The following is a 21800-nucleotide window of genomic DNA, read 5'->3' on the forward strand; positions in this document are numbered from 1 at the left end:
AGGAGCCGGCCCTCACTTGGCCGGCTCACCCACCTTGCGGGTACCCGAGTTCTTGTCGTCGCGATAGCGGCCGAAAAGCTGGCCGCGCTCGAGTTCCGCCCGTTCGGCCGCATAGAAGGCCTGCAGGAAATCCGCGGCCGCATTGGGCTCGAAGGTGCCCTGCCAGCCGATACGCCGGATGATCTTCTCGGCGATCTCGCGATGAATGCGCCAGGTTTCGGTACCGCCGGGCCGGCGCAGAATCTCCTCCAGCACCTGCAATTCATAGGCGCCATAGGCCTGCAGCTGCGCCGAGGTGAAACTGTAGCGGGCCGCCACCTTGGCCGCTCCCTGCGTGAGGTCGAGGGCAAGTGCCCGCTTCGGCAAGGCGATCACCAAGGTGCCGCCGATCAAGTCGCCCGCCCGCAGGTGATCCCGGTTGAAGAAGGGCAACGCGGCGAGCAGCACCACCCAGCCCAGCATCGAAAGCGCCTGCCAGGATTCGCCGCTGTTGGAGGCGCCGATCCACATGAAGAAGAGCTGCAGCGGTAGGAAGAATTCGACCTCGCGGGTGAGGTTGCGGGCAACGACGGCGGTTGGGGTCAAAGCGCCGCCCTTGCGATCGATCACCTTCAGTCCGGTGGCGCGCTTGCCGGGCGTCGAGCCCTGCCAGGCCAGCTCGAAATGGATGAAATAGAGGTTGCGTAGCGTGAAGGAGAGGAAGGAGATCACCGTCACCGTCACATCGCTGCCGCCGCGCAGGAAGGTGGTCGCCAGGGCGATCCAGATCAGGATGGTGGCACCGAACCAGATCACCAGGTCGATCAGGAAGGCCCCCAGCCTTTCGCCGCGATCGGCGACCTCGACATGGATGGCAACGCCTTCCGGCGTGACGATCTCGCGAGTGCGGCGCTGCCGACCCTCCAGCAGTTGGGATACGCGATCACGCGGAGAGGCCATGCTGTGCCCCTTTGCCGCAATAGAGGAAATAGACGCCCCACAGCACGGCGGTGACGGCGGCGAAGGCGAAGCGCCAGGACGTCACATTGATGAGCTGGCGCAGGCCTCCCTCGATGAAGCCCGCAATGAACAGCATGGCAACCGCACCGCAAGCGAGGACGGCGGCCTGCTTGCCGTGAATGGCGAGCGCTTCCAGGCGCGAATAGCGGCCCGGGAAAATGATCTTCTCGGCCACCACCAGGCCGGCGGCGCCACACAGGATGAAGGCACCGAGTTCCGTCACGCCGTGAATGGACAGCCAGCCGATGCAATCGATCAGGAGGCCGCGTTGATAGTGGATCGCCAGGAAGGCGCCGACGATCAGCCCATTATAGACCAGCAGCAGCAAGGTCGGCACGCCGGCCATGAAACCGACCCCGAAGGAGAGGATGGCGACCATGCTGTTGTTCTGGAACAGGTAATTGGCAAAGACGATGAAGCTCTCCTTGAAGCCGTCCCAGGGCGCGAACAGCACGCTGCGCAGATATTCGGTGCTGGCGCTCGGCCCCCTCCCGCCCGCGAGGCCGTCGGGAACGATGGCGTTGAACCATTCGGCTTCGCTGGTCACCAGCACGAACCCGGCCGCGATGCCCAGGGCCATCGCCGCGAAAGCGATCAAGATATGCCAGCCCGCCTTGCGCACGGCATCGGGGAAGCCATAGCGGAAGAAATGGCCCAGCCCCGCCAGCAGGCTGGTACGTGGCCCATAGACCACCAGATAGGCCCGCAACGTCAGGGCTTCGAGGTAGCGCAGCAGATTACGGTCGAGCGCGATGCTGCGGGCAACCGACAGGGAAGACAGCGCCGAGCGATAGAGCAGCGGCATCTTCTGCAGTTCGTCGGCGGAGACGCCGTGGATCCCCCGCTTTTCGACGCGCGCGACCAGGTCTTCGAGTTCCCGCCAGCTCTCCTCGCGCCCACGCCGAAACTCTGCTGAGCGCAGCACAAGCTGAGCCCGAGGTTCGTTGGGCACGCCGATGATCGTCGGAGCCGGCCCGACCTCCGGCATGCCCCCATCCACGGCCGTCATAGCAGGCCCTCCTGCTTGATTTGGAGATAGCGGTTGAGCAAGGCCACGCTAAGCCCACCGACCGGCACATCGACGCAGTGCACGCCGAGACGGGCGATGCGCTCCATCACGATCGCCCGCTCGCGCGCGAAATCATGCGCCACCACGGCCTCGGCCACGACGGTGAAATCCTCCGGCTCGGCATTGGCCAGCCGAGCGGTCAATGGATCCTGCAGCGTGACGAAGATCACGGCATGGCGGTTGGCCATGCGCTTCAAGCTCTCGATCAGCAGCTCGGCCATCACGCTGTCGACGAATTCGGTGAACAGCACCACCAGAGCCCGGCGCTTCAGCCGCGCGTTCAACTCGGCCAGGCCGAGGGTGAAGTTGGTCTCCTCGGTGTGGTAGGCAAGCTGGGCCGCGGAGCGCTGCAGCCGGGCATAATAGGTGCTGCCCCGCCCCGGTTCGAGATAATGGCGGATGGTGGCGTCAAAGCCGAAACTACCGACGAGATCGCCGGCCCTCAGTCCGGTCCAGCCCAGCATCAGCCCCGCCTCGATGGCATGATCGAGCCGCGCCAGGCCGTCGATCGGCTCGAGCATGAGATGGCCGGTGTCGAAGGCCAGCACGATCTGGTGGTTGCGCTCGATGCGAAACTCCTTCGACAGGAGCTTGCGATGGCGGGCCGACTGCTTCCAGTCGATCATGCGAGAGTCGAGGCCCGCCACATGCTCGCGCAACGTATCGAACTCGGTGCCCTCGCCCTTCTGGTTCTGGGTCTTGGTGCCATAGATGGCGCTCTTGCTCAGCGCCTGGATGGCTGGGCCGAAGGACATGCGGGCGGCGGGCAGGATCTCGATCTTGCGGGCCAATTCCTCCTTCAGGCGCCATTCCACCAGCCCCAAAGGTCCTCGCCAGCGCAGCCAGAGGGCTTCCAGCGTCACCACCCCGCGTCGCAGAGCCGTAAAGGGAATGCTGAGCACCTCCGGGGCCCCGCCGAAACGGCCAGCAACCATCGGCGGCGTCTCCAGTGGCCCATCGAGATCGACCACCGCCTCGATCTTGAGCGGGCGCGCCGACCTCGTGCTACGCAGCGTGACATCGATCCGCCCCTCATTGCCGACCGGCAACCGCAACGGCGCTTGAAGGTCGACGATGAGGGCACGGCGTGGAGGGATCAGCAGCGCGTCGATGGCGATCACCAGCAGGGCCAGCAGGCTTAGGTCGAAGGAAAACGGCCATAGCGCCGGATTCCATACCACCATCAACAGGGCAACGGGGATGCCTAGGCTGAACAGCAGCACGGCGCGCGGTGTCGGCCGGATCATCGGGGCGCTGCCGTCTGGTCCAGGATTTCGTTGACGATGCGGTCGGGAGTGAGGCCATCGATCTCGGCATTGGGCGCCAGGACGATGCGATGACGCAGGATCGGCCGGGCCAGCCGCTTCACATCGTCGGGAATGACGAAATCGCGCCCGTTCAGCGCGGCCAAGGCCCGCACGGAGGCCGCAAGTGCATTGGCGGCGCGGGTCGATCCGCCCGTCTCGATCGCCGGATGCTGACGGGTGGCGCGCACCACGTCGACGACATAGTCGATAATCTGCGGCGTCAGCACGATCTGTTCGCTGGTGGCCCTGAGATCGGCGAGCGTTGCCGGATCGGCCTGGCTCTGGAGGCCGAAATCGGAAAGCTTGGGCATGGCCGAGCGGTGCCCGTGCTGGGTGACGATGGCTCTCTCTTCGTCACGGCTGGGATAGGTGACATCGATCTTGAACAGGAAGCGGTCGAGCTGCGCCTCGGGCAAGGGATAGGTGCCCTGCTGCTCGATCGGGTTCTGGGTCGCCACCACCATGAAGTCGGCGCCAAGCGCATAGGTCTTGCCGTCGATGGTGACAGCCCGCTCGTTCATCGCCTGCAGCAACGCCGCCTGTGTCTTGGGCGGGGTGCGGTTGATCTCGTCCGCCAGCAAGAGGTCGGTAAAAATCGGCCCTTCGGTCAGTATGAAGGCGTTGGTCTGGAAGTTGAACAGGTTGGTGCCGATCACGTCGCCCGGCATCATGTCGGGCGTGAACTGCACACGACCGAATTTCAGCGACAAGGTCGAGGCGAAGGCCTGGGCCAGCAGCGTCTTGCCGGTGCCCGGCACGCCTTCGAGCAGGATATGCCCTCCGCAGAGCAGGCCGGTGAGCATTAGCTCGATGACTTCGTCCTGGCCGACGATGGCCTTGCCGACTTCCTTGCGGATGCCGTCAGCGATGTGGGCGACGCGCTGCAGTTCCATCGGAGATTTCTTCCTTCCAATCATGAATATCGCGCGTGGCCTGGAACAAACCGGTCAGGGACGTACCCTGCCCTTCCACGGTGCGTGCGAGGACGTCGGAGGCCTTGGTTTCCAGCCCCCTCGCCTCACCGATCTTGTCGAGCCACTCTGCCAATTTTTCGTCATCGAGCTGGCGTGGTGCGTGAAACAGCCGACCCACATCACGCAATGTCGCCCGCACATAGCGGCGCATGACGAAGGCATGGTGGCCGGCACGGTCGAGCAGGGTAGCCGTGTTGGTGATCAGGCGCCCCTTGCCGAGGTCGAAAGCCGGCGGCGCCAGGCGCGGCTTGCCGAAACGGCTCGTGGTGGCCCAAGCCAGCAGCGCCATCGCGGCAAGTACGAGCAACAGCACGATGACAAAGGGAAACTGGAACAGCTTCTTGAAGGGGCTGTCGACATTGTTGACCATGCCATGGATGGTCTCGTCGAACACGACCTTGCCGTCCCCGAGTTCGGCATCGCGCATGGCATTCAGCAAAGCGAGCGCGAATTCGGCGTTCCGCCCCTTGGTCAGGCCATGATTCTCGATGAGGTCGGGGTCGGCAAGCACCCAGACGCGGCGCTCGCCGTCGAGTTTCTCGCCGATCAGCATGCCCTGGCGATTGCCGATGATCGGCGTCAGCTCTTCGCTCTTGATCAGTTGGGCGCCGTCGTCGAAAGAGGGATTCACATTGAGATCGTTGCGGTCCCAGCTCTTGGGCGGGTCTCCCCGCGTCACCTCGAGCTTGGGCTCGACCAGCCGCGCAATGCTGGTAACCCAGGGAATGTCCATCGGCGTGGCGGAGCGGATCCAGGCAGGCTTGCTCCTGTCGGCCAGCGCCCAGCGTTTCGGCAGCACCAGCAGGACATTGCTCTCGCGTCCCAGGCGAATGATGTCGTCCTTCGACAGGCTCGACGTCGGCTCGGCCATCACCAGCAGCCCGCCTTCACCAGGGGCGACGGTACCGTTGATGCGGCTGCGGGCAACGGGGACATCGAGGCGTTGCGCCAGCTCATAGAGGCCGGCATGCCCGATCGCCGAGACCGATTTGGTGGTGGTGCTGAAGCCCTGTTCTTCGGACGAGCCGTTCAGCATCAACAGCATGGACAGGGCGAAGACGGCCGTGGCTCCAGCGACCAGCACGGCGAGGACAGGACCGGAGAAGGTGGCTTTTTCGCTCATGCCGCCCTCGCCTGCATCGCTTCGGTCAGGGCCTCATAGCTCTGCCGGCAAGCGGCATAATCGCGCTCTTCGGCGGGGCTTTCGCCGAAATAGACGGGCTCCACGCGGCCGATGATGTCGGACAGCGCCTGCTTGCCACGGTCGGGCAGCGACAGTGCCCGAAGAATTTCGCGGCTAGTCAGCGAGTCCGCGAAGCTGACATTGAGCCTCTTGCGCACCTCGATCAGGCTGCGCAGCAGCAAGGCATGCATCGCCTCGGCAAGGCGTCCCTGGCGCGCCAGTTCGTCGGCCTCGACCTGGGCCACCACCATGCGCTCGACCGAGGCGGCCTGAGCGGAGACATCCGTATCGACACTGGCAACGAGCTTGCGCCGCCCCAGGGCTGGCAGACGATCCCGCATCGTCCAGATCGCGAAGATGAGACCCGCAGCGATGGCGGCATAGAGCAGAATGCTCAGCAAGGTTCCCAGCGACGGGTTCCACACGCGTGGCGCCCGCTCATCCTGCTTCGGTTCAGTCTTGGGCGTCACAACCTCGCCCTTGTTGCCGGGTAGATCCGGCTGCAGGCCGAGATCGCGCGCGACATCCTTGACCACGGCTTGTGGATCGGGGGCAGCGAAAGCCGGCGTTGCCGGCGTCAATGCGAGCAGAACCGCCAAGCCGGCCATAGCCGGCATGATCCTTCCCGTCGGATGTTTTCGACCCCGTTCCCGCACCAAACCGCCAATCAGCCCTGCTTCATATCCGCGAACATGGCGTGATGGCCGATCCGGAGCAAGCGCCCAGGGAACACATTCACGCCGCCTCGATCGAATTCATCCACCAGCGGGAGCGCGGCGGTAGGTCGTTGCCGGCAAACGGGTCATTCGCGAATCTGTTCCATTTTTGTTCATATGTAACTTCTACCCTTTCCCGAAGACGGTCCGCCGAATCGGTGGGCAGATTCGTTCCTCACGACGCGAGACCAAGGCATGAATGCGCAGGCAGCCCTTCTTGTCCCCGAGATGTCCATTCAATCGCCGGTCGACCCTCTTGCCGGCCTGAACGAAAACCAGCGCCGGGCGGTCGAGCATGGTTCGGGCCAGCCGGCCGGGCCCGTGCTGATCATTGCCGGCGCCGGATCGGGCAAGACCAACACGCTGGCTCACCGGGTTGCCTATCTCATCGCCGAAGGAGCTGATCCCAGGCGCATTCTCCTTCTGACCTTCTCGCGCCGGGCCGCCTCCGAAATGACAAGGCGGGTCGAGCAGATCACCGCCAAGGTCATGGGGGCAAAGGGGGCGACACTGAGCGAAGGCCTGACCTGGGCTGGTACGTTCCACGCCATCGGCGCCCGGCTCCTGCGCGAATATGCCTATCAGATCGGGCTCGATCCCTCCTTCACCATTCACGACCGCGAGGATTCCGCCGACCTGATCAACCTGGCGCGCCATGAACTCGGCTTCTCCAAGACGGAAAGCCGTTTCCCGAGCAAAGGCACGTGCCTGGCCATCTATTCGCGCGTGGTCAATGCGCAGGATGAACTCGAAAACGTGCTGAAGGAGGCCTTTCCCTGGTGTCTTGCCTGGGCAGCGGAGCTTCGCAGCCTGTTCGCCGCCTATGTCGAAGCCAAGCTCGCCAACAATGTGCTCGACTATGACGACCTGCTGCTGTGGTGGTCGCATATGGTGGCAGAACCGATGATCGCCGCCGACATTTCGGCCCGTTTCGACCATGTCCTGGTCGACGAATACCAGGATACCAACCGCCTGCAATCCTCGATCCTCAAGGCGCTCAAGCCGGACGGCAAAGGCGTCACGGTGGTCGGCGACGACGCCCAGTCGATCTATTCCTTTCGCGCCGCCACCGTGCGCAACATCCTCGACTTTCCGGCCCAGTTCTCGCCCGCGGCTGAAATCATCACGCTCGATCGCAACTACCGCTCGACCCAACCCATCCTGGCGGCTGCCAATGCCGTCATCGCCCTTGCCAGCGAGCGCTTCACCAAGAATTTGTGGACGGAGCGGCAATCGAGCGAGCGTCCGCATCTCGTCACCGTCAGGGATGAGGCTGGGCAGGCCGATTTCGTCGCCAGTCAAATCCTGGAGAATCGCGAGAGCGGCATGACGCTGAAGCAGCAGGCGGTGCTGTTTCGCGCCTCCCATCATTCCGGCCCGCTCGAGGTCGAACTGACCCGCCGCAACATCCCCTTCGTGAAGTTCGGTGGGCTGAAATTTCTCGACGCCTCCCACGTCAAGGACATGCTGGCCTTGCTGCGTTGGGCGCAGAACCCGCGCGACCGCGTCGCCGGTTTCCGCGTCCTGCAACTGCTGCCGGGCGTCGGCCCCACGTCGGCCGCCAATGTGCTCGATGCCGTCGGTATCGACGACATCACGGCCTTGCCGGCGCCTCCCCGCGCGGGCGCGGACTGGCCCGATTTCGTCGACCTCGCCGCGAGCCTGCACAAGGGACCGAGCGACTGGCCCGGCGAGATCGAGCGCGTTCGTCGCTGGTACGAGCCCCATCTCGAGCGCATGCATGAGGATGCGGTGACGCGCCGCGCCGATCTTCTCCAGCTCGAGCAGATCGCGGCGGGCTATGAATCCCGCGAACGCTTCCTCACCGAGCTGACGCTCGATCCGCCCAACGCCACCAGCGACGAGGCCGGAGCTCCCTTGCGGGACGAAGACTACCTCATCCTCTCCACCATCCATTCCGCCAAGGGGCAGGAATGGAAGGCCGTCTTCGTGCTCAACACCGTGGATGGCTGCTTGCCCGCCGATCTCGCCGCTGGCACCAAGAACGATCTGGAGGAAGAGCGCCGGCTGCTCTATGTCGCGATGACACGGGCGCGCGACAGCCTGCATCTTGTCATGCCGCAGCGCTTCTTCACCCATGGCCAGCATTCCCAGGGCGACCGGCATGTCTATGCCAACCGCACCCGCTTCATCCCGGCTTCGATCCTCGATCGCTTCCAGCAGATGATGTGGCCGAGGGTGGCAGCATCCGGAGCGCGGCAACCCGGCGGCATCCACAGCTCGATCGACCTGCGCGACCGCATGCGCGGCATGTGGCGTTGAGACGTGTGGTTGAGCATGCCATGGTCCGGCCATGTGTGGACGGATCATGCAGCGCAGCCCGGACCTGCCGGGCCTTCAGACGGAACCTGGCGCTACGCCGGAAGAGGTCGCTCGTGCCTGGGAGGCCCATTTCAATGGCGCACCGGCGCAATATTTCTGGGTGTTCCGCCGAAAACCCGGATCGGCGACCTATGTTCGGGATCTCCTGCAATGGGGCCTCATTCCCAACTGGGTGAAAGATCCCAGCGACTGGCCGAAGCCGATCAACGCCCGTTGCGAGGGCATCCAGACCAAGCCTTCCTTCCGCGATGCCTATAAGGCACGGCGCTGTCTCGTTCCGATCGATCTCTTCTTCGAATGGATGAAGATCCTTGAGCCGGACGGCAAGCCGGTGAAGGGAGCCAAGCAGCCATATGCCATCGCCATGAAGGATCGCCGTCCCTTCGCCGTGGCCGGCGTCTGGGAAAGCTGGATCGACAAGGCCTCTGGTGAGATCACGCGCAGCTTCGCCGTCGTCACCTGCCAGGCCAATGCGCTGATGGCGACGATCCACGACCGCATGCCGGTAATAGTGGCCCCGGAGAGCCATAAGCGCTGGCTCGACAATATCGAGCCGGATCCCTTCGACCTGATGGTGCCCTTTCCGCCGGAGCTGATGGAGATCTGGCCGATTTCTTCGCGCGTAAACAGCCCAGCCAACAACACGGAAGATATCGCCAGGCCTGTGTGAGGAGGCTGGGAGCGCGGACTTCTCAGCTCCATGAAGTCATGGGGCGATGTCCGCTCTTCTCTTTCTGTCAGCGTGATATTTCACAGAGCGGACTGGAAGTCCGCGCTCCGAAGAAGAAGCTCTTGACCTTCCCATGACTGGAAGGTTTACCTATCTTGGCAATGACCTGGAAAGGGATTGCCCCATGTCTCCGACTATGAGCCCTCCGACTTTGAGCTCTTCGACTTCGAACCCCGCAACTTTTGACATCGCCATCGAGGGCATGACCTGCGCTTCCTGCGTTCGTCGCGTGGAGAAGGCCATCGCCGCCACCCCAGGCGTCGTGCAGGCCGCCGTCAATCTCGCCACCGAGCGGGCGCAGGTCGCCTTCGAGGGGCCGGCCAACCTCCCTCCTGTGCTGGCTGCCATCGCCAAAGCGGGTTATGGCGCCCATGTGATCGAAGAAGACCGGGCCGAGGATCCTGAACGCACGGCCCGCAAGGCTGAGATCGCCACACTGCGCCGGGATCTGGCTCTTGCCACCCTGCTGACCGTACCGGTCTTTCTGGTAGAAATGGGCGGACACCTGGTGCCGAGCCTGCACCACGCTGTCCAGATGAATCTGGGTCGTTGGAACTGGTATGCGCAATTCGTGCTGATCAGCCTGGTGCTGTTCGCGCCGGGGCTGCGCTTCTTCGTCAAGGGCATTCCGGCGCTGCTGCGCGGTGCTCCGGACATGAACGCCCTGGTCGCCCTCGGTGCCGGTGCGGCTTGGCTGTTCTCGGTCGTCGCGACCTTCCTGCCTTCGGCCCTGCCGGAGGGAACGGCCTATGTCTATTTTGAGGCCGCCGGCGTCATCGTCACGCTGATCCTGCTCGGCCGCTATCTCGAGGCCCGTGCCAAGGGCGAGACCAGCGAAGCGATCCGCAAATTGGCCGGCCTGCAGGCCAAGACGGCCCTGCGCCTGCGCGACGGCTCGGAGACCGAAGTGCCGATCGCCGAGCTCCAGCCGGGGGACATCATCCGGGTGCGCCCCGGTGAGAAGATCGCCGTCGACGGCGAAATCGTCGAAGGCTCCTCCTTCGTGGACGAGTCGATGATCTCCGGCGAGGCGATACCGGTTACCAAGGGCGTGGGTGCCGAAGTCATCGGTGGCACCATCAACAAAACAGGCAGCTTCTCGTTCCGGGCGACGAAGGTGGGTTCGCAGACCCTCCTCGCCCAGATCATCCGCATGGTCGAGGCAGCCCAGGGCGCCAAGCTGCCGATCCAGGCGCTGGTCGACAAGGTGACCGCCTGGTTCGTGCCCGCCGTCATCGCCATCGCAACGCTGACCTTCCTCGCCTGGCTGCTGTTCGGCCCGAGCCCCGCCCTCAGCTTCGCTCTCGTCAATGCGGTTGCCGTGTTGATCATCGCCTGCCCCTGTGCCATGGGCTTGGCTACCCCCACCTCGATCATGGTGGCGACAGGCCGTGCGGCCGAACTCGGCGTGCTCTTCCGTCGCGGCGATGCCCTGCAGAGCCTGCGTGATGTCGAGATCGTCGCCTTCGACAAGACGGGAACCCTCACCCAGGGCGAGCCTGCGGTCACAGATATCGAAACCGCCCCCGGCTTTTCGGAGAATGAGGTTCTCGCTCTGCTGGCCTCGGTGGAAGCGCGTTCGGAGCATCCGCTCGCCACCGCCATCGTCAAGGCGGCCCGCGAGCGTAACCTCGACATTCCCTCGGCCACCGATTTCGAGGCGATCCCGGGGCGCGGCGCCTCCGCCCTCGTCGATGGCCGGAAGATCTCGATCGGCTCGGCCCACTGGATGACAGAACAGGGCATCGATGCCACGGCTCTGTCGTCTCGGGCGGAAGCCCTCGGCGAACAGGCCAAAACGCCGCTCTTTGCAGCCGTCGACGGCAAGATCGCAGCGGTCATCGCCGTCGCGGATCCGATCAAGCCGACGGCCAAGGCCGCCGTCGCGGCCCTCAAGGCACTCGGTCTCCAGGTTGCGATGGTGACGGGCGACGCCCGGCGGACGGCACAGGCGATTGCGGCAAGGCTCGGGATCGAAACCGTCGAGGCCGAAGTCCTGCCGGACGGCAAGGCCCAGACCGTGCAGCGGCTGGCGGCCGGAGGGCGCAAGATCGCCTTCGTCGGCGACGGCATCAACGATGCGCCGGCGCTCGCCACCGCCGATGTCGGCATCGCCATCGGCACGGGCACCGACGTCGCCATCGAGAGCGCGGCGGTGGTGCTGATGGCCGGCGATCCCAATGGAGTCGTCAGGGCCATAGGCCTGTCACGGGCGACCATGCGCAATATCGGCCAGAACCTGTTCTGGGCCTTCGCGTACAACATCGCGTTGATCCCCATCGCTGGCGGCGCTCTCTATGCCGTCAACGGCACCTTGCTCTCGCCGATGCTGGCAGCCGGCGCCATGGCGCTTTCAAGCGTCTTCGTGGTGACCAATGCGCTCAGGCTCAAGGGCTTCCAGCCCGAGACTGCACCAGCACAAGCGACAGGTGTACAGGCATTGACTTCATCAAGCTAATTCAAGGGAATATCGAAGAAAGCTCATCAAGATTCGAAGGTCGTGATGAGGTCTTCGCGTGAAGGACGAACAGGAAGAACCGTCATGAATATCGGTGAAGCATCCGCCGCCTCCGGCGTCTCGGCCAAGATGATCCGCTATTATGAATCTATCGGGCTCGTACCGAACGTAGCCCGCACGGAAGCCGGCTATCGCGTCTATGGTGACAGCGATATTCACACACTGCGTTTCATTCGCCGCAGCCGCGATCTCGGCTTTTCCGTCGAGCAGATGGAAACCTTGCTCGCTTTGTGGAGCGATCGCAGCCGTGCGAGCTCCGATGTCAAGAGCATCGCCGCAGCTCATATCATCGAGCTCGAACGCAAGGCGCGCGAGATCGAGGGTATGGCGAAAACCCTGCGCCATCTCGTCCATAATTGCCACGGCGACAACCGGCCCAACTGCCCGATCCTGGAGGATCTTTCCCATGGCGAGGAGGCGGCACCCCCCAAGCCCAAGCGTCGCCGAGCGTGATGTGCATGATGAGGTGAGCTAACTTCCCGCCATGCCTGTCCAACCGATTCTGCGTTTTCCCGATCCATGCTTGCGCCAGGCGGCAAATCCCGTGACCGAATTCGGGCCCAGGCTTGCCGCCCTGGCCGAGGATCTGCTCGACACCATGCGCGCCGCGCCCGGCATCGGCATTACGGCCCCGCATCTGGGCATTCTCGAAAGACTGACGGTGATCGAGCTGCCCGATGAGAAACGAGTGCGGATCTATGTCAATCCGCGCGTCGTCTGGTCATCGCACGATAAACGGGAGCATGTCGAAGGCAGCGTCTCAATGCCCGGTGCGACCGAGACGGTCGAACGTCCCGCCCGGGTGCGTGTCGCCTTCCAGACCCTCGAAGGGGCGGAGGAGACCGAGGAAGCCGATGGATTGCTCGCCGTCTGCCTGCAGCACGAAATCGACCAGCTCGACGGCATTTTCTGGATCCAGCGTCTGTCGCGCCTGAAACGCGAGAGGCTGATCAAGCGTTTTCAAAAGCGATCCTGACGCTGGCCAGCCCCGCAGACAACAAAATTTCGCCAGGGCTGTCGGCTTGGCCGGATGCCGAACGTCCTTCGGGAGATCGAAACAGGAGGAAGCTGAAATGACCTATGTCGACGGTTTCGTTGTCGCCGTGCCCAAGCAGAACCTCAAGGCCTATGAGGAAATGGCCCGTCTCGGCGGCCAGGTCTGGATGGAACATGGCGCACTCAGCTATGTCGAATGCGTTGCCGACGACGTGCCTTATGGCGAGGTCACGTCCTTTCCGCGCGCCGTCCAGGCCAAGGAGGATGAGATCGTGGTGTTCTCCTGGGTGACCTACCGCTCGCGCGAGGAGCGTGACGCCATCATGGCCAAGGTGATGGCCGATCCCCGGCTGGAGGGCAGCATGGCGAACGCGCCCTTCGACGGAAAGCGCATGATCTTTGGCGGCTTCACCACCTTGATCGAGCGGTAGGCCAGGTCCTCATCGCCGCCTGTTCACAAGCGCCAATCGAAGGCATCAGAATTGGTGTGCCGATCTCCAGATCGGCATCTTTTCGACAGACATATTGCTACCCAGAATGCCGATCTGGAGATCGGCACACCGGCATAAGCGCTCTTGTCCGCCAGGTTAGCACCACCGCCCTGTCCCATCAGGCCAGGGCGGCGGCGTAGCTGTCGGGCTTGAAGCCGACCAGCAGCTTGCCACCGCCGAGGTCGAGGACCGGGCGCTTGATCATGGTCGGTTCGGCCAGCATCAATGCGATCGCCTTGGCCCGGTCGATACTCTGCCTGTCGGCCTCGGGCAAGGCGCGGAACGTGGTGCTCGACTTGTTCAGGAGTGTTTCCCAGCCGACCTTGTCCGCCCAGGCCTCGAGGCGCTTGCGGTCGATCCCTTCGGCCCGGTAATCGTGAAAGCCATGGGCCTTGCCATGCGCGTCGAGCCAGCTGCGTGCCTTCTTCATGGTGTCGCAGGTCTTGATACCGTAGATCGTCACGCTCATGTCAGGTCCTGTTTGCGGGGCCGTACAAGGCCCTGTTTTCCGTCGAAAAATAGATAAGGGCGAGGACCGGCAGGGCAAAGCCCAGCCAGGAGACCGCCGCCCAGCCGCCATGGGCAAAGGCCCAGCCCCCCAGCGCCGAGCCGAGCGCACCGCCCACGAAGAACGTCGCCATATAGACGCCGTTGAGGCGGCTGCGATATTCCGCACCCAGATTGTAGATCAGGCGTTGGCCAAGCACGACATTGGCCGAAACGCCGAAGTCGAGCACGATCGCGGCGGTGACCAGTAGGCCGAGCGACAGGCTCGATCCCGGCTCGGCCAAATGGGTGAGCAGGAAGCTGAGGGCGCCGAGCGTCATGGCGAAGGCCGAGGCTGGACGGACCCAGCCGCGATCGGCGACACGCCCGGCGAGCGGGGCTGCCACCGCGCCTGCCGCCCCGGCCAGCGCGAACAAGGCAATGCCCGACTGCGTCATGCCAAAGACGGGGCTCGCCAGCAGCAGCGGGGTGCAGGTCCAAAACACGCTGAAGGCGCCGAACATGCAGGCTTGATAGAGAGCACGCCTGCGCAGGATCGGCGTGGCGCGCATCAAGGTCGCCATCGAGAGGAGAAGACGGCCATAGGACGGAGCCGGCGGCGGCTGGCGCTTGGGCAAGGCCCGGGCCAGCACTGCGCCCAGCACCAGCATGGCGACGATGGAGACCAGGAACACCATGTGCCAGGAGCTGAAATAGGTGATCAGGCTCGATACCGGACGGGCCAGCATGATGCCGACCATCAGCCCGCTCATCACATTGCCGACCACCCTGCCCCGCCGCGCCTCGGGTGCGAGATGGGCGGCAAAGGGGACGAGGATCTGCACGGCCACCGATCCGAGCCCGATCAGCAAGGCCGAGACCAGGAATTGCAGGCTGTCGCGGGCCAGCATGGCCCCTGCCAACGCGATCACCGCCAGCCCCATCACCCAGAGGATGAGCTTGCGATTCTCGATCAGATCGCCGAGCGGCACCAGGAACAGCAGCCCGGCGCCGTAGCCGATCTGCGTCATCGTCACGATCAACCCAGCCGCGCCTGGCGACATGCCGAGATCGGCGCTGATCAAGCCGACGAGCGGCTGGGCATAGTAGATATTCGCGGCGATGAGGCCGCAAGCCGCAGCGATCAACAGAGTGACCCAGGCGGAGGCGGCGGGCTCCTGCACGGCCTCGCTGCTCGTTGCAATGCGGGACATCAAATCTCACAAAAGAAAAGGCATGCAGCCCCCGGCTATGGGAAAGCGTCATGCGAGCCTGAAAGGAATTCAGCTCTTCTTTTGTCACGGGCAATGCCGGCTTGGCCAGCCCTTGTCCGACAAAAGCTCCACGCATCTGCCACTGGCAGGCGCGGATCGCATCAGGTAAGCCTGATGCGCTCCCCGCTGGCAGGGTCGAACAGCCTGAGATCGCCGGGAGCGATGGCCAGCTTCACGATCTCGCCTACCGTCAAGGCGGGACGCTCGGTCGTGAAGAGCTTCACCCCCTGTCCGCCGATCTCCAGGTGCGCCACCGTGCCGAGCCCTGTCGGCTCCACCAGATCGACGCGGGCCGGCACGTTACCCGCCGTCGACAGCACCGCGCGCTCGGGGCGAATGCCCACGACGACCTTGGCGGGCAGGCGCTGGCCCGGCAGGACGGCAAGAACCGTATCGCCGACCCGCAAGGCCGTGCCTCCTTCGCCCGGCTGTGCCTGCGCATCGAGAAAGTTCATGGCCGGCGAGCCGATGAACCCGGCCACGAACATATTGGCGGGATCGTCATAGAGTTCGAGCGGTGCGCCAACCTGCTGGATCACGCCGCCCTGCATGGCGACGATGCGATCGGCCATGGTCATCGCCTCGATCTGGTCATGGGTGACATAGACCGAGGTTGCCCCGAGATCGCGGTGCAGTTTGCGGATCTCGAACCGCATCTGCTCGCGCAGCCGCGCATCGAGATTGGACAGCGGCTCGTCGAACAGGAAGGCCTTGGGATTGCGCACGATGGCGCGCCCCATGGCAACGCGCTGGCGCTGCCCGCCCGACAACTGCCGCGGCGTGCGCTCCTGCAGAGCTTCCAGGCCGAGCTTGGCACCTGCCTTGGTCACAGCATCCGAGATGAAATCGGCCGCTTTCTTCCGCAGTTTGAGCGCATAGCTCATATTGTCGCGCACGCTCATATGCGGATAGAGCGCATAGGACTGGAACACCATGGCGATGTCGCGATCCTTCGGCGGCAGGTCGTTCACCATGGCGCCGTCGATGAGGATCTGCCCCTGGGTGGTATCTTCCAGCCCGGCAATGAGGCGCAGCAAGGTCGACTTGCCGCAGCCGGACGGGCCGACGAGCACCACGAACTCGCCAGAGGCGATGGAGAGGTCGATGCCCTTGAGGATGGGCAGCGCGCCGTAATTCTTGCGGACGGCTTTCACTTCGATATTGGCCATCGGAATAAACCTTTCAGCCCTTCACCGCGCCAGCGGTGAGGCCCTGGACCAGATAACGCTGGATCAGGAAGAAGAAGATGCAGACGGGGATGAGCGCGAGCACGCCGGCCGCCATCATCTGCCCGAAATCCACCGCGAACTTCGACACGAAGTTGAGCAGGCCCACCGGGAAGGTGATGACATTGTCCTTGGTGTTGAGCATCAGCGCGAAAAGCAGTTCGCTCCAGGCTGCGGTGAAGACGAAGCCGAGGGTGGCGGCGATGCCGGGCATGGTCAGGGGCAGGATGATCTGGCGCAGCGCCCCGAAGCGGGTGGCGCCGTCGATCATCGCCGCCTCTTCCAGATCCTTCGGAATGCCGTCGAAGAAGGACTGCATCAAGAAGGCGGCGAACGGCACATTATAGGCGGTGTAGATGATGACCAGGCCCGTCAGGCTGTTGTTGAGCCCGAGCGGCTGAAACAGCTTGAAGATCGGCGCGATGGTCATCACCAGCGGGAACATCTGGGTGATCAGCATCAGTCCGACCAGCCAGAACTTTCCCTTGTAGACGAAGCGCGAAAAGCTGTAGCCGGCACCGGCCGCCACGATCGTGGTAAACAGGGCCGTCAAGGCCGAAATGATCACGCTGTTGCGGAAGAACAGCGGAAAATCCGTGTGGCGGATCACCGAGGCATAATGATCGAAGCTGAAGCGTGAGGGCCACAGCTTGACCCCTTCGCTGTAGAGCAGGTCATTGGGCGTCACCGAGACTTTGAACAGCCAGAACAGCGGAAACAGCGCGAAGGCCAGGAACAGGCCGATCAGCGTGTAGTGCAGGACCCAGTAGATGGAACGACGTGTGGAGCGGCGCATGATCATCCCCTCCGGATCAGCATTTGCCTGAGCGCGATCAGCGTGGCGGCATAGGCAAGCAACAGCACGAGCAGTACCAGCGAGATCGCCGAGGCATAGCCGAAATCGAGGCGCTTATAGGCTTGGGTGTAGATGTAGCTGGCGACGATCTGCGTCGAATCCGCCGGCCCGCCTCCGGTCATCACCACGATGAGATCGGCTGAATTGGCGATCCAGACGGCGCGCAGCAGCACCGTGATGGCGATCGTCGGCGCCAGGAACGGGATGGTGATCGAGGTGAAGCGCTTGAGCGGTCCGGCCCCGTCGATCTCGGCCGCCTCATAGATGTCCTGCGGAATGGACTGCAGGGCGGCCAGCAGGGTGATGGCGAAGAACGGAAAGCCCCACCAGACATTGGCGACGATCGGTCCCCAGATGGCATGGGTAGGGCTGGACAGAATATTGTCGGGTGCTGCCATCACACCCAGTCCCGACAGCCAATGCGGCAAGGGCCCGACAATGGGATTGAACATCCAGGCCCAATTGAGGCCGGACAGGAAGCTCGGCACGGCCCAGGGCAGGAACACCAGGGCCTGTACCGCGCCGCGTCCCGGGAAGGGCCGGTTCAGCAGCAAGGCCAGGATGAGTCCGAGCACGAACTGCAGCGCGACGGAAATCACGGTCCACAGCACGGTATTGGACAGGGCGTTCCAGAAGTTCAGGTCGCCCCACAATGTGCGGAAATGCTCAAGGCCGACATAGCCGCCCCCGAATGGTTTCAGCAGCTGGATATCGCGAAACGCGTAGGACATGCCGATTGCCAGAGGCACCAGCATGATCGCCACGATCAGAATGATCGAAGGAGTGGCATAGAGCCAGGGTTCGAACGCCAGCCGGGCGCTTCGACTGCGCCGGCTGGATTGGACGGGGATATCTGCCAGAGCCATGATGATCCGATCGGGAACGGGCTGGGGACCGAGAAGACAGCCGGCGCGCCCAACCATCCCTTCTCCCCTTGCGGTTATCGTCCACTCCACTTGGAGTGGGCCGGGGGATGGTTGGCGGATGAGGGGTTCCGGCGAGCCCCTGGAGAGGTCGCATCTCTCCCCTCATCCGGCAATTCGTGCCACCCAAGGCACTTCCGGAGGAAGTGCCAGGTCTCGCAAGGGGAGAAGGATGACGCGCGCAGAGCCTACGAAACGATTACTTCTTCTTCGCCAGGTAGGCCTGCTGAGCCTTGGTGAGATATTCGGCCCACTGACTGGCAAGCTGATCCGGCGCGAGCTGGCCGAGCAGGGCCTGCTGCGTGGTCTTCAACGCGATGGAGCTGTCGAAGAAGGCCCACTCTTCCAGATGGAACGGCATGACCAGGGGCACGACATTGGGGTCACGCAGTTCCTCGAACCAGCCCTTGAACTTAGGGTCGGCATAGAAGGGATCCTGCTCCGCCGCCTTGTAGATCGGCAGGGCACCGGTGCGCTTGTTCCAGGCGATGTTGCCTTCCGGGCTGTCCAAAGCCGCGATCAGCTTCCAGGCCAGATCCTTGTTCTCCGAAGCCGCGAACATCGACCAGGAGGCATAGCCCAGGGTCGGGAAGCTCTTGCCGCCCGCTCCCTTGGGCATGGGAGCGACGTCGTAATCGTCCTTGCTCATCTTGTCGGCCACGGCGATCAGGGCATCCGGATCCTGGTCAAGCATGGCGCAGGTACCGGAGTAGAAGCCGGTGACGATCTCGTTGAAGCCCCAGTTCACACTGTCCTTGGGAACGTAGCCGTTCTTGTAGAGATCGACGAACACGCTGAGGCCTTTCACCCAAGCGGGGTCGGCCATGGTGGAAGTGCCGTCCGCCTTGAAGAAGGTGTCGTTGCCGGCCGCGGTGGCGCCCATCATCATCCAGCCATTGAGGCCGCCGGGGCCGCCGCGCAGGCAGTATCCGAACTTGCCGGGAATGGCGGAGATCTTCTTGGCGCTCTCGACGAACTCGTCCATCGTCTTGGGCGGGTTGTCGATGCCGGCCTGCTTGAACAGCTTCTTGTTGTAGAACATCGCGCGCAGATAGAAGCCGTAGGGCAATCCATAGGCGGTGTTGTTGATGTAGCGCCCCATCTGGAGCGTCTTGTCGTTGAGGTCCTTGGTGTGGTCCCACTTGGCCAGATAGGGCTCGAGGTTCTCCAGCATGCCGTTATTGGCATAGAGCGAGATCCAGCGATCCGGCATCTCGACCACATCCGGCGTGTCGCCCGCCGAAACCATGGTGGCGAACTTCTCGAAGGCCTGGCCCCAGGGCAGCGAGGTGATCTCGACCTTCACGCCGGGATTGGCATCCTCGAAGGTCTTGACGATCTGCTTGAGCGTCTCCGTGCGCTCGGGGCTGGTGATCACCTCCGTCAGCTTGAGCGTGGTATCCGCCCAGGCTGGCAGAGCCAGCGCTAGCGAGGCCGTGGCGGCCAGCAGTAGTTTCTTGAACATTGAGACTCCCCTCTCTTGTTATTGCGCTTCACTTCCAAGGTCGTCCCGGACACCTTCCGACGGATTGCGTCCGGGCTCGCCCTATCTCTTCGCAGCTGATAGCGCCTGGGTGATATCGCCCCAGAGCGCATCCACGCCCTCAAGGCCGACATGCAGCCGCACCATGCGTTCGGGCACACCGAAATCAACGGCCGAATTGGGGCCGGCATTCTGGCCGCGTCCGACCAGCGCCGGCACCACCAGGCTTTCATGCCCGCCCCAGCTCACGCCGATCTTGAACAGGCGCAGGGCGTTGCAGAAGGCGGGAATGTCGACACTGTCGTCGAATTCGAAGGAAAACAGGCCCGAAGTACCACTCAATCCCGGTGGCAGGCTGTTGCCGAGGCCTGGATGATGGACCGCTACCACTTCGGGCAACTCGCCAAGCTTGCGCGCCACGGCCAGCCCCGCCGCCTCGTGCGCCTTCATGCGCGTCGGCAGCGTGCGCAGACCGCGAAGCAGCAGCCAGGCCTCGAACGGGGCCAGCTTGGCGCCGAGATAGGGCGTGATGGTGCGCCGGATGATCTCGACGAGTTCCTTGCGCCCTGCCACGACCCCGGCAACCACGTCCGAATGGCCACCGATATATTTGGAAGCCGAATGCACGACGAGGTCGACGCCGAGGCGTACCGGCTGCTGAAATACCGGCGAAGCCCAGCTGTTGTCGATGATGCTGATCACCCCATGGTTGCGCGCCAGGGTCGTGAGGGCGGGAATGTCCTGCGTCTCCATCATCCAGCTGTTCGGGCTCTCCAAATAGAGCAGCTTGGCACCCGGCAGCGCCGCCGCCACCGCATCGGCGTCACGGCCATCGACATAGACCGTTTCGACCTTCCAGCGCTTCAGCAGAGTTTCGAACAGGCGATAGGCATCGGGATAGACATGGCGCACGCAGACAATGCGGTCGCCCGGCTCGAGAAAGGCCAGCACGCTGGAGGAAATCGCACCCATGCCGCTGGCAAAACCGATGGCATCGTCTGTGCGCTCCAGCTCGGCGATCTTCTGCTCGAACAGCCGCGTGGTCGGATTGCCGACGCGCGAATAGACCGGGCGCACCTGCTCGCCGCGATAGGTCGCCGCCATCTCCTCGAAGCTGGAAAAAGTGAACAGCGAAGTCTGCACGATAGGCGGCACCACGGCCTCGAAGGCGTGAGTATCGTCATGGGCGACGACGAGGCTGGCATAGTCGAAGTCGGCCCAAACCTCCGTCATCTGGGCCTCCTTCATCTGGGCCTCGGTCATCCGATGGTCAGTCATTTGGACATGTCCTTGATGTCTTCTTCGACAATTTCGAGAATGGCGAGCGTCTTCAAACGGGCCGTCTCCGGATCGCGCCGGACGATGGCGTCGAAGAGCTCGCGATGAAAACGAAAAGAGCGACGGGCAAAATCCGGCCGATCGAACGGCTCGTCGAAGAAGCTCTCGAAAGCCTCCCGCATGCGCTCCAAGAGCTGGCCGAACAAAGGATTGTGGCTGGCATCATAGATGGCGAGATGGAAGGCGAGGTCTTCGGGGCCGGAGGTACCCTTCTCCAGATGCACCCCCTCCATGATGTCGAGCTTGGTCTCGATGACGGCGAGGTCCTCGGGCGTCGCCCGGAGGGCAGCGAGCGCACTCACCTCGGTTTCGAGCCCGCGCCGAACCTCCAATGTCTGCAGCAAGCGGTCGCGCAGCAGGGCGGCATCGATCACCAGGGGCATATGGATGGCGTCGGCCGAGAACGCCCGTTTGAGATAGGTGCCGCTGCCCTTACGGGACTCAACCACACCCAAGGCCTGCAGCTTGCGGATGACTTCCCGTACCGTGGAACGGCCGACCGCCAGGGTCTGCATCAGCTGCCGTTCGGTCGGCAGGCGCTCGCCCGGCTTGATGCCGGAGGTGGCGATGAAATGGCCGATCGCACGCATCACATCATCCGCCCGATCGGCGGATGGCAGCGGAGCAAGTCCCTGGACTGACGGCGAGCGCAAATCGGGTTTCCGGATGGCGATCTAAAATTGGTCTGACATCTGACTATTTTTCAAAGTTGGTTGGGTTGTCAAGGAGAAAGTCGGACCATTCGTTTTGAAGGGCCGATCCCCAGATCGTCCCGGGAGCCGGCCTTGCGATTCAAGTGGGCGAACCGAAGATCGGCCCTCCGATCGCTCCCTCTCGTACGGCCGTGCCTTGCTGTCGGCCGGGAGACCGAGGCGCCAAATGATCGGC

Annotated in this window: 19 protein-coding genes and 1 pseudogene; 6 read left to right on the forward strand and 14 right to left on the reverse strand. The window is 63.5% G+C overall.

Annotated features, from left to right (window positions below; genetic code table 11):
• Nucleotides 1-12: 12 nt before the first annotated feature.
• The 6 genes from ACZYTC_RS10605 to ACZYTC_RS10630 are packed head-to-tail and all read right to left on the reverse strand — an operon-like array spanning nucleotide 13 to nucleotide 6149.
• A complete protein-coding gene (locus ACZYTC_RS10605; RefSeq protein WP_488989566.1) occupies nucleotides 13-939 on the reverse strand; it encodes an RDD family protein in 927 nt (308 codons plus the stop codon).
• The gene (locus tag ACZYTC_RS10610) at nucleotides 923-2008 is read right to left on the reverse strand and encodes a stage II sporulation protein M (protein WP_488989567.1); all 1086 of its coding nucleotides are present in this window, start codon (nucleotides 2006-2008) and stop codon (nucleotides 923-925) included. Before ACZYTC_RS10610 ends, ACZYTC_RS10605 begins: the two co-directional genes overlap by 17 nt.
• Nucleotides 2005-3315 (reverse strand): DUF58 domain-containing protein, encoded by a 1311-nt coding sequence (locus ACZYTC_RS10615; protein WP_488989568.1) that lies wholly within the window; start codon nucleotides 3313-3315, stop codon nucleotides 2005-2007. The genes ACZYTC_RS10610 and ACZYTC_RS10615 overlap by 4 nt, the downstream gene beginning before the upstream one ends.
• Complete coding sequence (locus ACZYTC_RS10620) at nucleotides 3312-4268, reverse strand: AAA family ATPase (RefSeq protein ID WP_434956111.1); 957 nt, start codon at nucleotides 4266-4268, stop codon at nucleotides 3312-3314. Before ACZYTC_RS10620 ends, ACZYTC_RS10615 begins: the two co-directional genes overlap by 4 nt.
• Complete coding sequence (locus ACZYTC_RS10625; RefSeq protein WP_441772461.1) at nucleotides 4237-5472, reverse strand: DUF4350 domain-containing protein; 1236 nt, start codon at nucleotides 5470-5472, stop codon at nucleotides 4237-4239. The genes ACZYTC_RS10620 and ACZYTC_RS10625 overlap by 32 nt, the downstream gene beginning before the upstream one ends.
• On the reverse strand, nucleotides 5469-6149 hold the full coding sequence (locus ACZYTC_RS10630) for a hypothetical protein (protein ID WP_441772462.1): 681 nt from the start codon (nucleotides 6147-6149) through the stop codon (nucleotides 5469-5471). Before ACZYTC_RS10630 ends, ACZYTC_RS10625 begins: the two co-directional genes overlap by 4 nt.
• A 327-nt stretch (nucleotides 6150-6476) precedes the next feature.
• On the opposite strand from ACZYTC_RS10630, the gene ACZYTC_RS10635 reads away from it, so the two are divergent.
• The 6 genes and pseudogenes from ACZYTC_RS10635 (at nucleotide 6477) to ACZYTC_RS10660 (ending at nucleotide 13266) form a co-directional block, all read left to right on the forward strand.
• Nucleotides 6477-8531, forward strand: a complete 2055-nt coding sequence (locus ACZYTC_RS10635; RefSeq protein WP_488989995.1) for an ATP-dependent helicase — start codon at nucleotides 6477-6479, stop codon at nucleotides 8529-8531.
• A gap of 31 nt (nucleotides 8532-8562) precedes the next feature.
• Nucleotides 8563-9261, forward strand: coding sequence for an SOS response-associated peptidase (locus tag ACZYTC_RS10640; protein WP_434956107.1), 699 nt, complete (start codon nucleotides 8563-8565; stop codon nucleotides 9259-9261).
• Nucleotides 9262-9505: 244 nt separating this feature from the next.
• Nucleotides 9506-11779, forward strand: a pseudogene (locus ACZYTC_RS10645) (heavy metal translocating P-type ATPase); the annotation flags it as partial.
• A gap of 84 nt (nucleotides 11780-11863) precedes the next feature.
• Nucleotides 11864-12292, forward strand: a complete 429-nt coding sequence (gene cueR / locus ACZYTC_RS10650; protein WP_434956106.1) for a Cu(I)-responsive transcriptional regulator — start codon at nucleotides 11864-11866, stop codon at nucleotides 12290-12292.
• Between the two features lie 31 nt (nucleotides 12293-12323).
• The gene (locus tag ACZYTC_RS10655) at nucleotides 12324-12815 is read left to right on the forward strand and encodes a peptide deformylase (RefSeq protein ID WP_441772465.1); all 492 of its coding nucleotides are present in this window, start codon (nucleotides 12324-12326) and stop codon (nucleotides 12813-12815) included.
• A gap of 97 nt (nucleotides 12816-12912) precedes the next feature.
• Complete coding sequence (locus tag ACZYTC_RS10660) at nucleotides 12913-13266, forward strand: DUF1428 domain-containing protein (protein WP_434956104.1); 354 nt, start codon at nucleotides 12913-12915, stop codon at nucleotides 13264-13266.
• Between the two features lie 178 nt (nucleotides 13267-13444).
• Here ACZYTC_RS10660 and ACZYTC_RS10665 read toward each other — a convergent pair whose 3' ends face one another.
• From ACZYTC_RS10665 to ACZYTC_RS10700, 8 genes are all read right to left on the reverse strand, one after another.
• Complete coding sequence (locus ACZYTC_RS10665; RefSeq protein WP_441772466.1) at nucleotides 13445-13795, reverse strand: ArsC family reductase; 351 nt, start codon at nucleotides 13793-13795, stop codon at nucleotides 13445-13447.
• A gap of 1 nt (nucleotide 13796) precedes the next feature.
• A complete protein-coding gene (locus ACZYTC_RS10670; protein WP_434956102.1) occupies nucleotides 13797-15026 on the reverse strand; it encodes an MFS transporter in 1230 nt (409 codons plus the stop codon).
• A 161-nt stretch (nucleotides 15027-15187) separates the two neighbouring features.
• Nucleotides 15188-16255, reverse strand: a complete 1068-nt coding sequence (locus ACZYTC_RS10675; RefSeq protein ID WP_488989569.1) for an ABC transporter ATP-binding protein — start codon at nucleotides 16253-16255, stop codon at nucleotides 15188-15190.
• Nucleotides 16256-16268: 13 nt separating this feature from the next.
• Nucleotides 16269-17108, reverse strand: a complete 840-nt coding sequence (locus ACZYTC_RS10680; RefSeq protein WP_441772469.1) for a carbohydrate ABC transporter permease — start codon at nucleotides 17106-17108, stop codon at nucleotides 16269-16271.
• Between the two features lie 2 nt (nucleotides 17109-17110).
• On the reverse strand, nucleotides 17111-18034 hold the full coding sequence (locus ACZYTC_RS10685) for a carbohydrate ABC transporter permease (protein ID WP_434959629.1): 924 nt from the start codon (nucleotides 18032-18034) through the stop codon (nucleotides 17111-17113).
• Nucleotides 18035-18290: 256 nt separating this feature from the next.
• Nucleotides 18291-19556, reverse strand: a complete 1266-nt coding sequence (locus ACZYTC_RS10690; protein ID WP_434956099.1) for an ABC transporter substrate-binding protein — start codon at nucleotides 19554-19556, stop codon at nucleotides 18291-18293.
• 81 nt (nucleotides 19557-19637) lie between these two features.
• Nucleotides 19638-20807 carry a PLP-dependent transferase gene (locus ACZYTC_RS10695; protein ID WP_481274336.1) on the reverse strand — a complete coding sequence of 390 codons (1170 nt, stop codon included), beginning with the start codon at nucleotides 20805-20807 and terminating at the stop codon, nucleotides 19638-19640.
• 41 nt (nucleotides 20808-20848) lie between these two features.
• A complete protein-coding gene (locus ACZYTC_RS10700; protein WP_488989570.1) occupies nucleotides 20849-21502 on the reverse strand; it encodes a FadR/GntR family transcriptional regulator in 654 nt (217 codons plus the stop codon).
• Between the last annotated feature and the right edge of the window lie 298 nt (nucleotides 21503-21800).

The organism is Labrys sp. F242 (assembly GCF_057813875.1).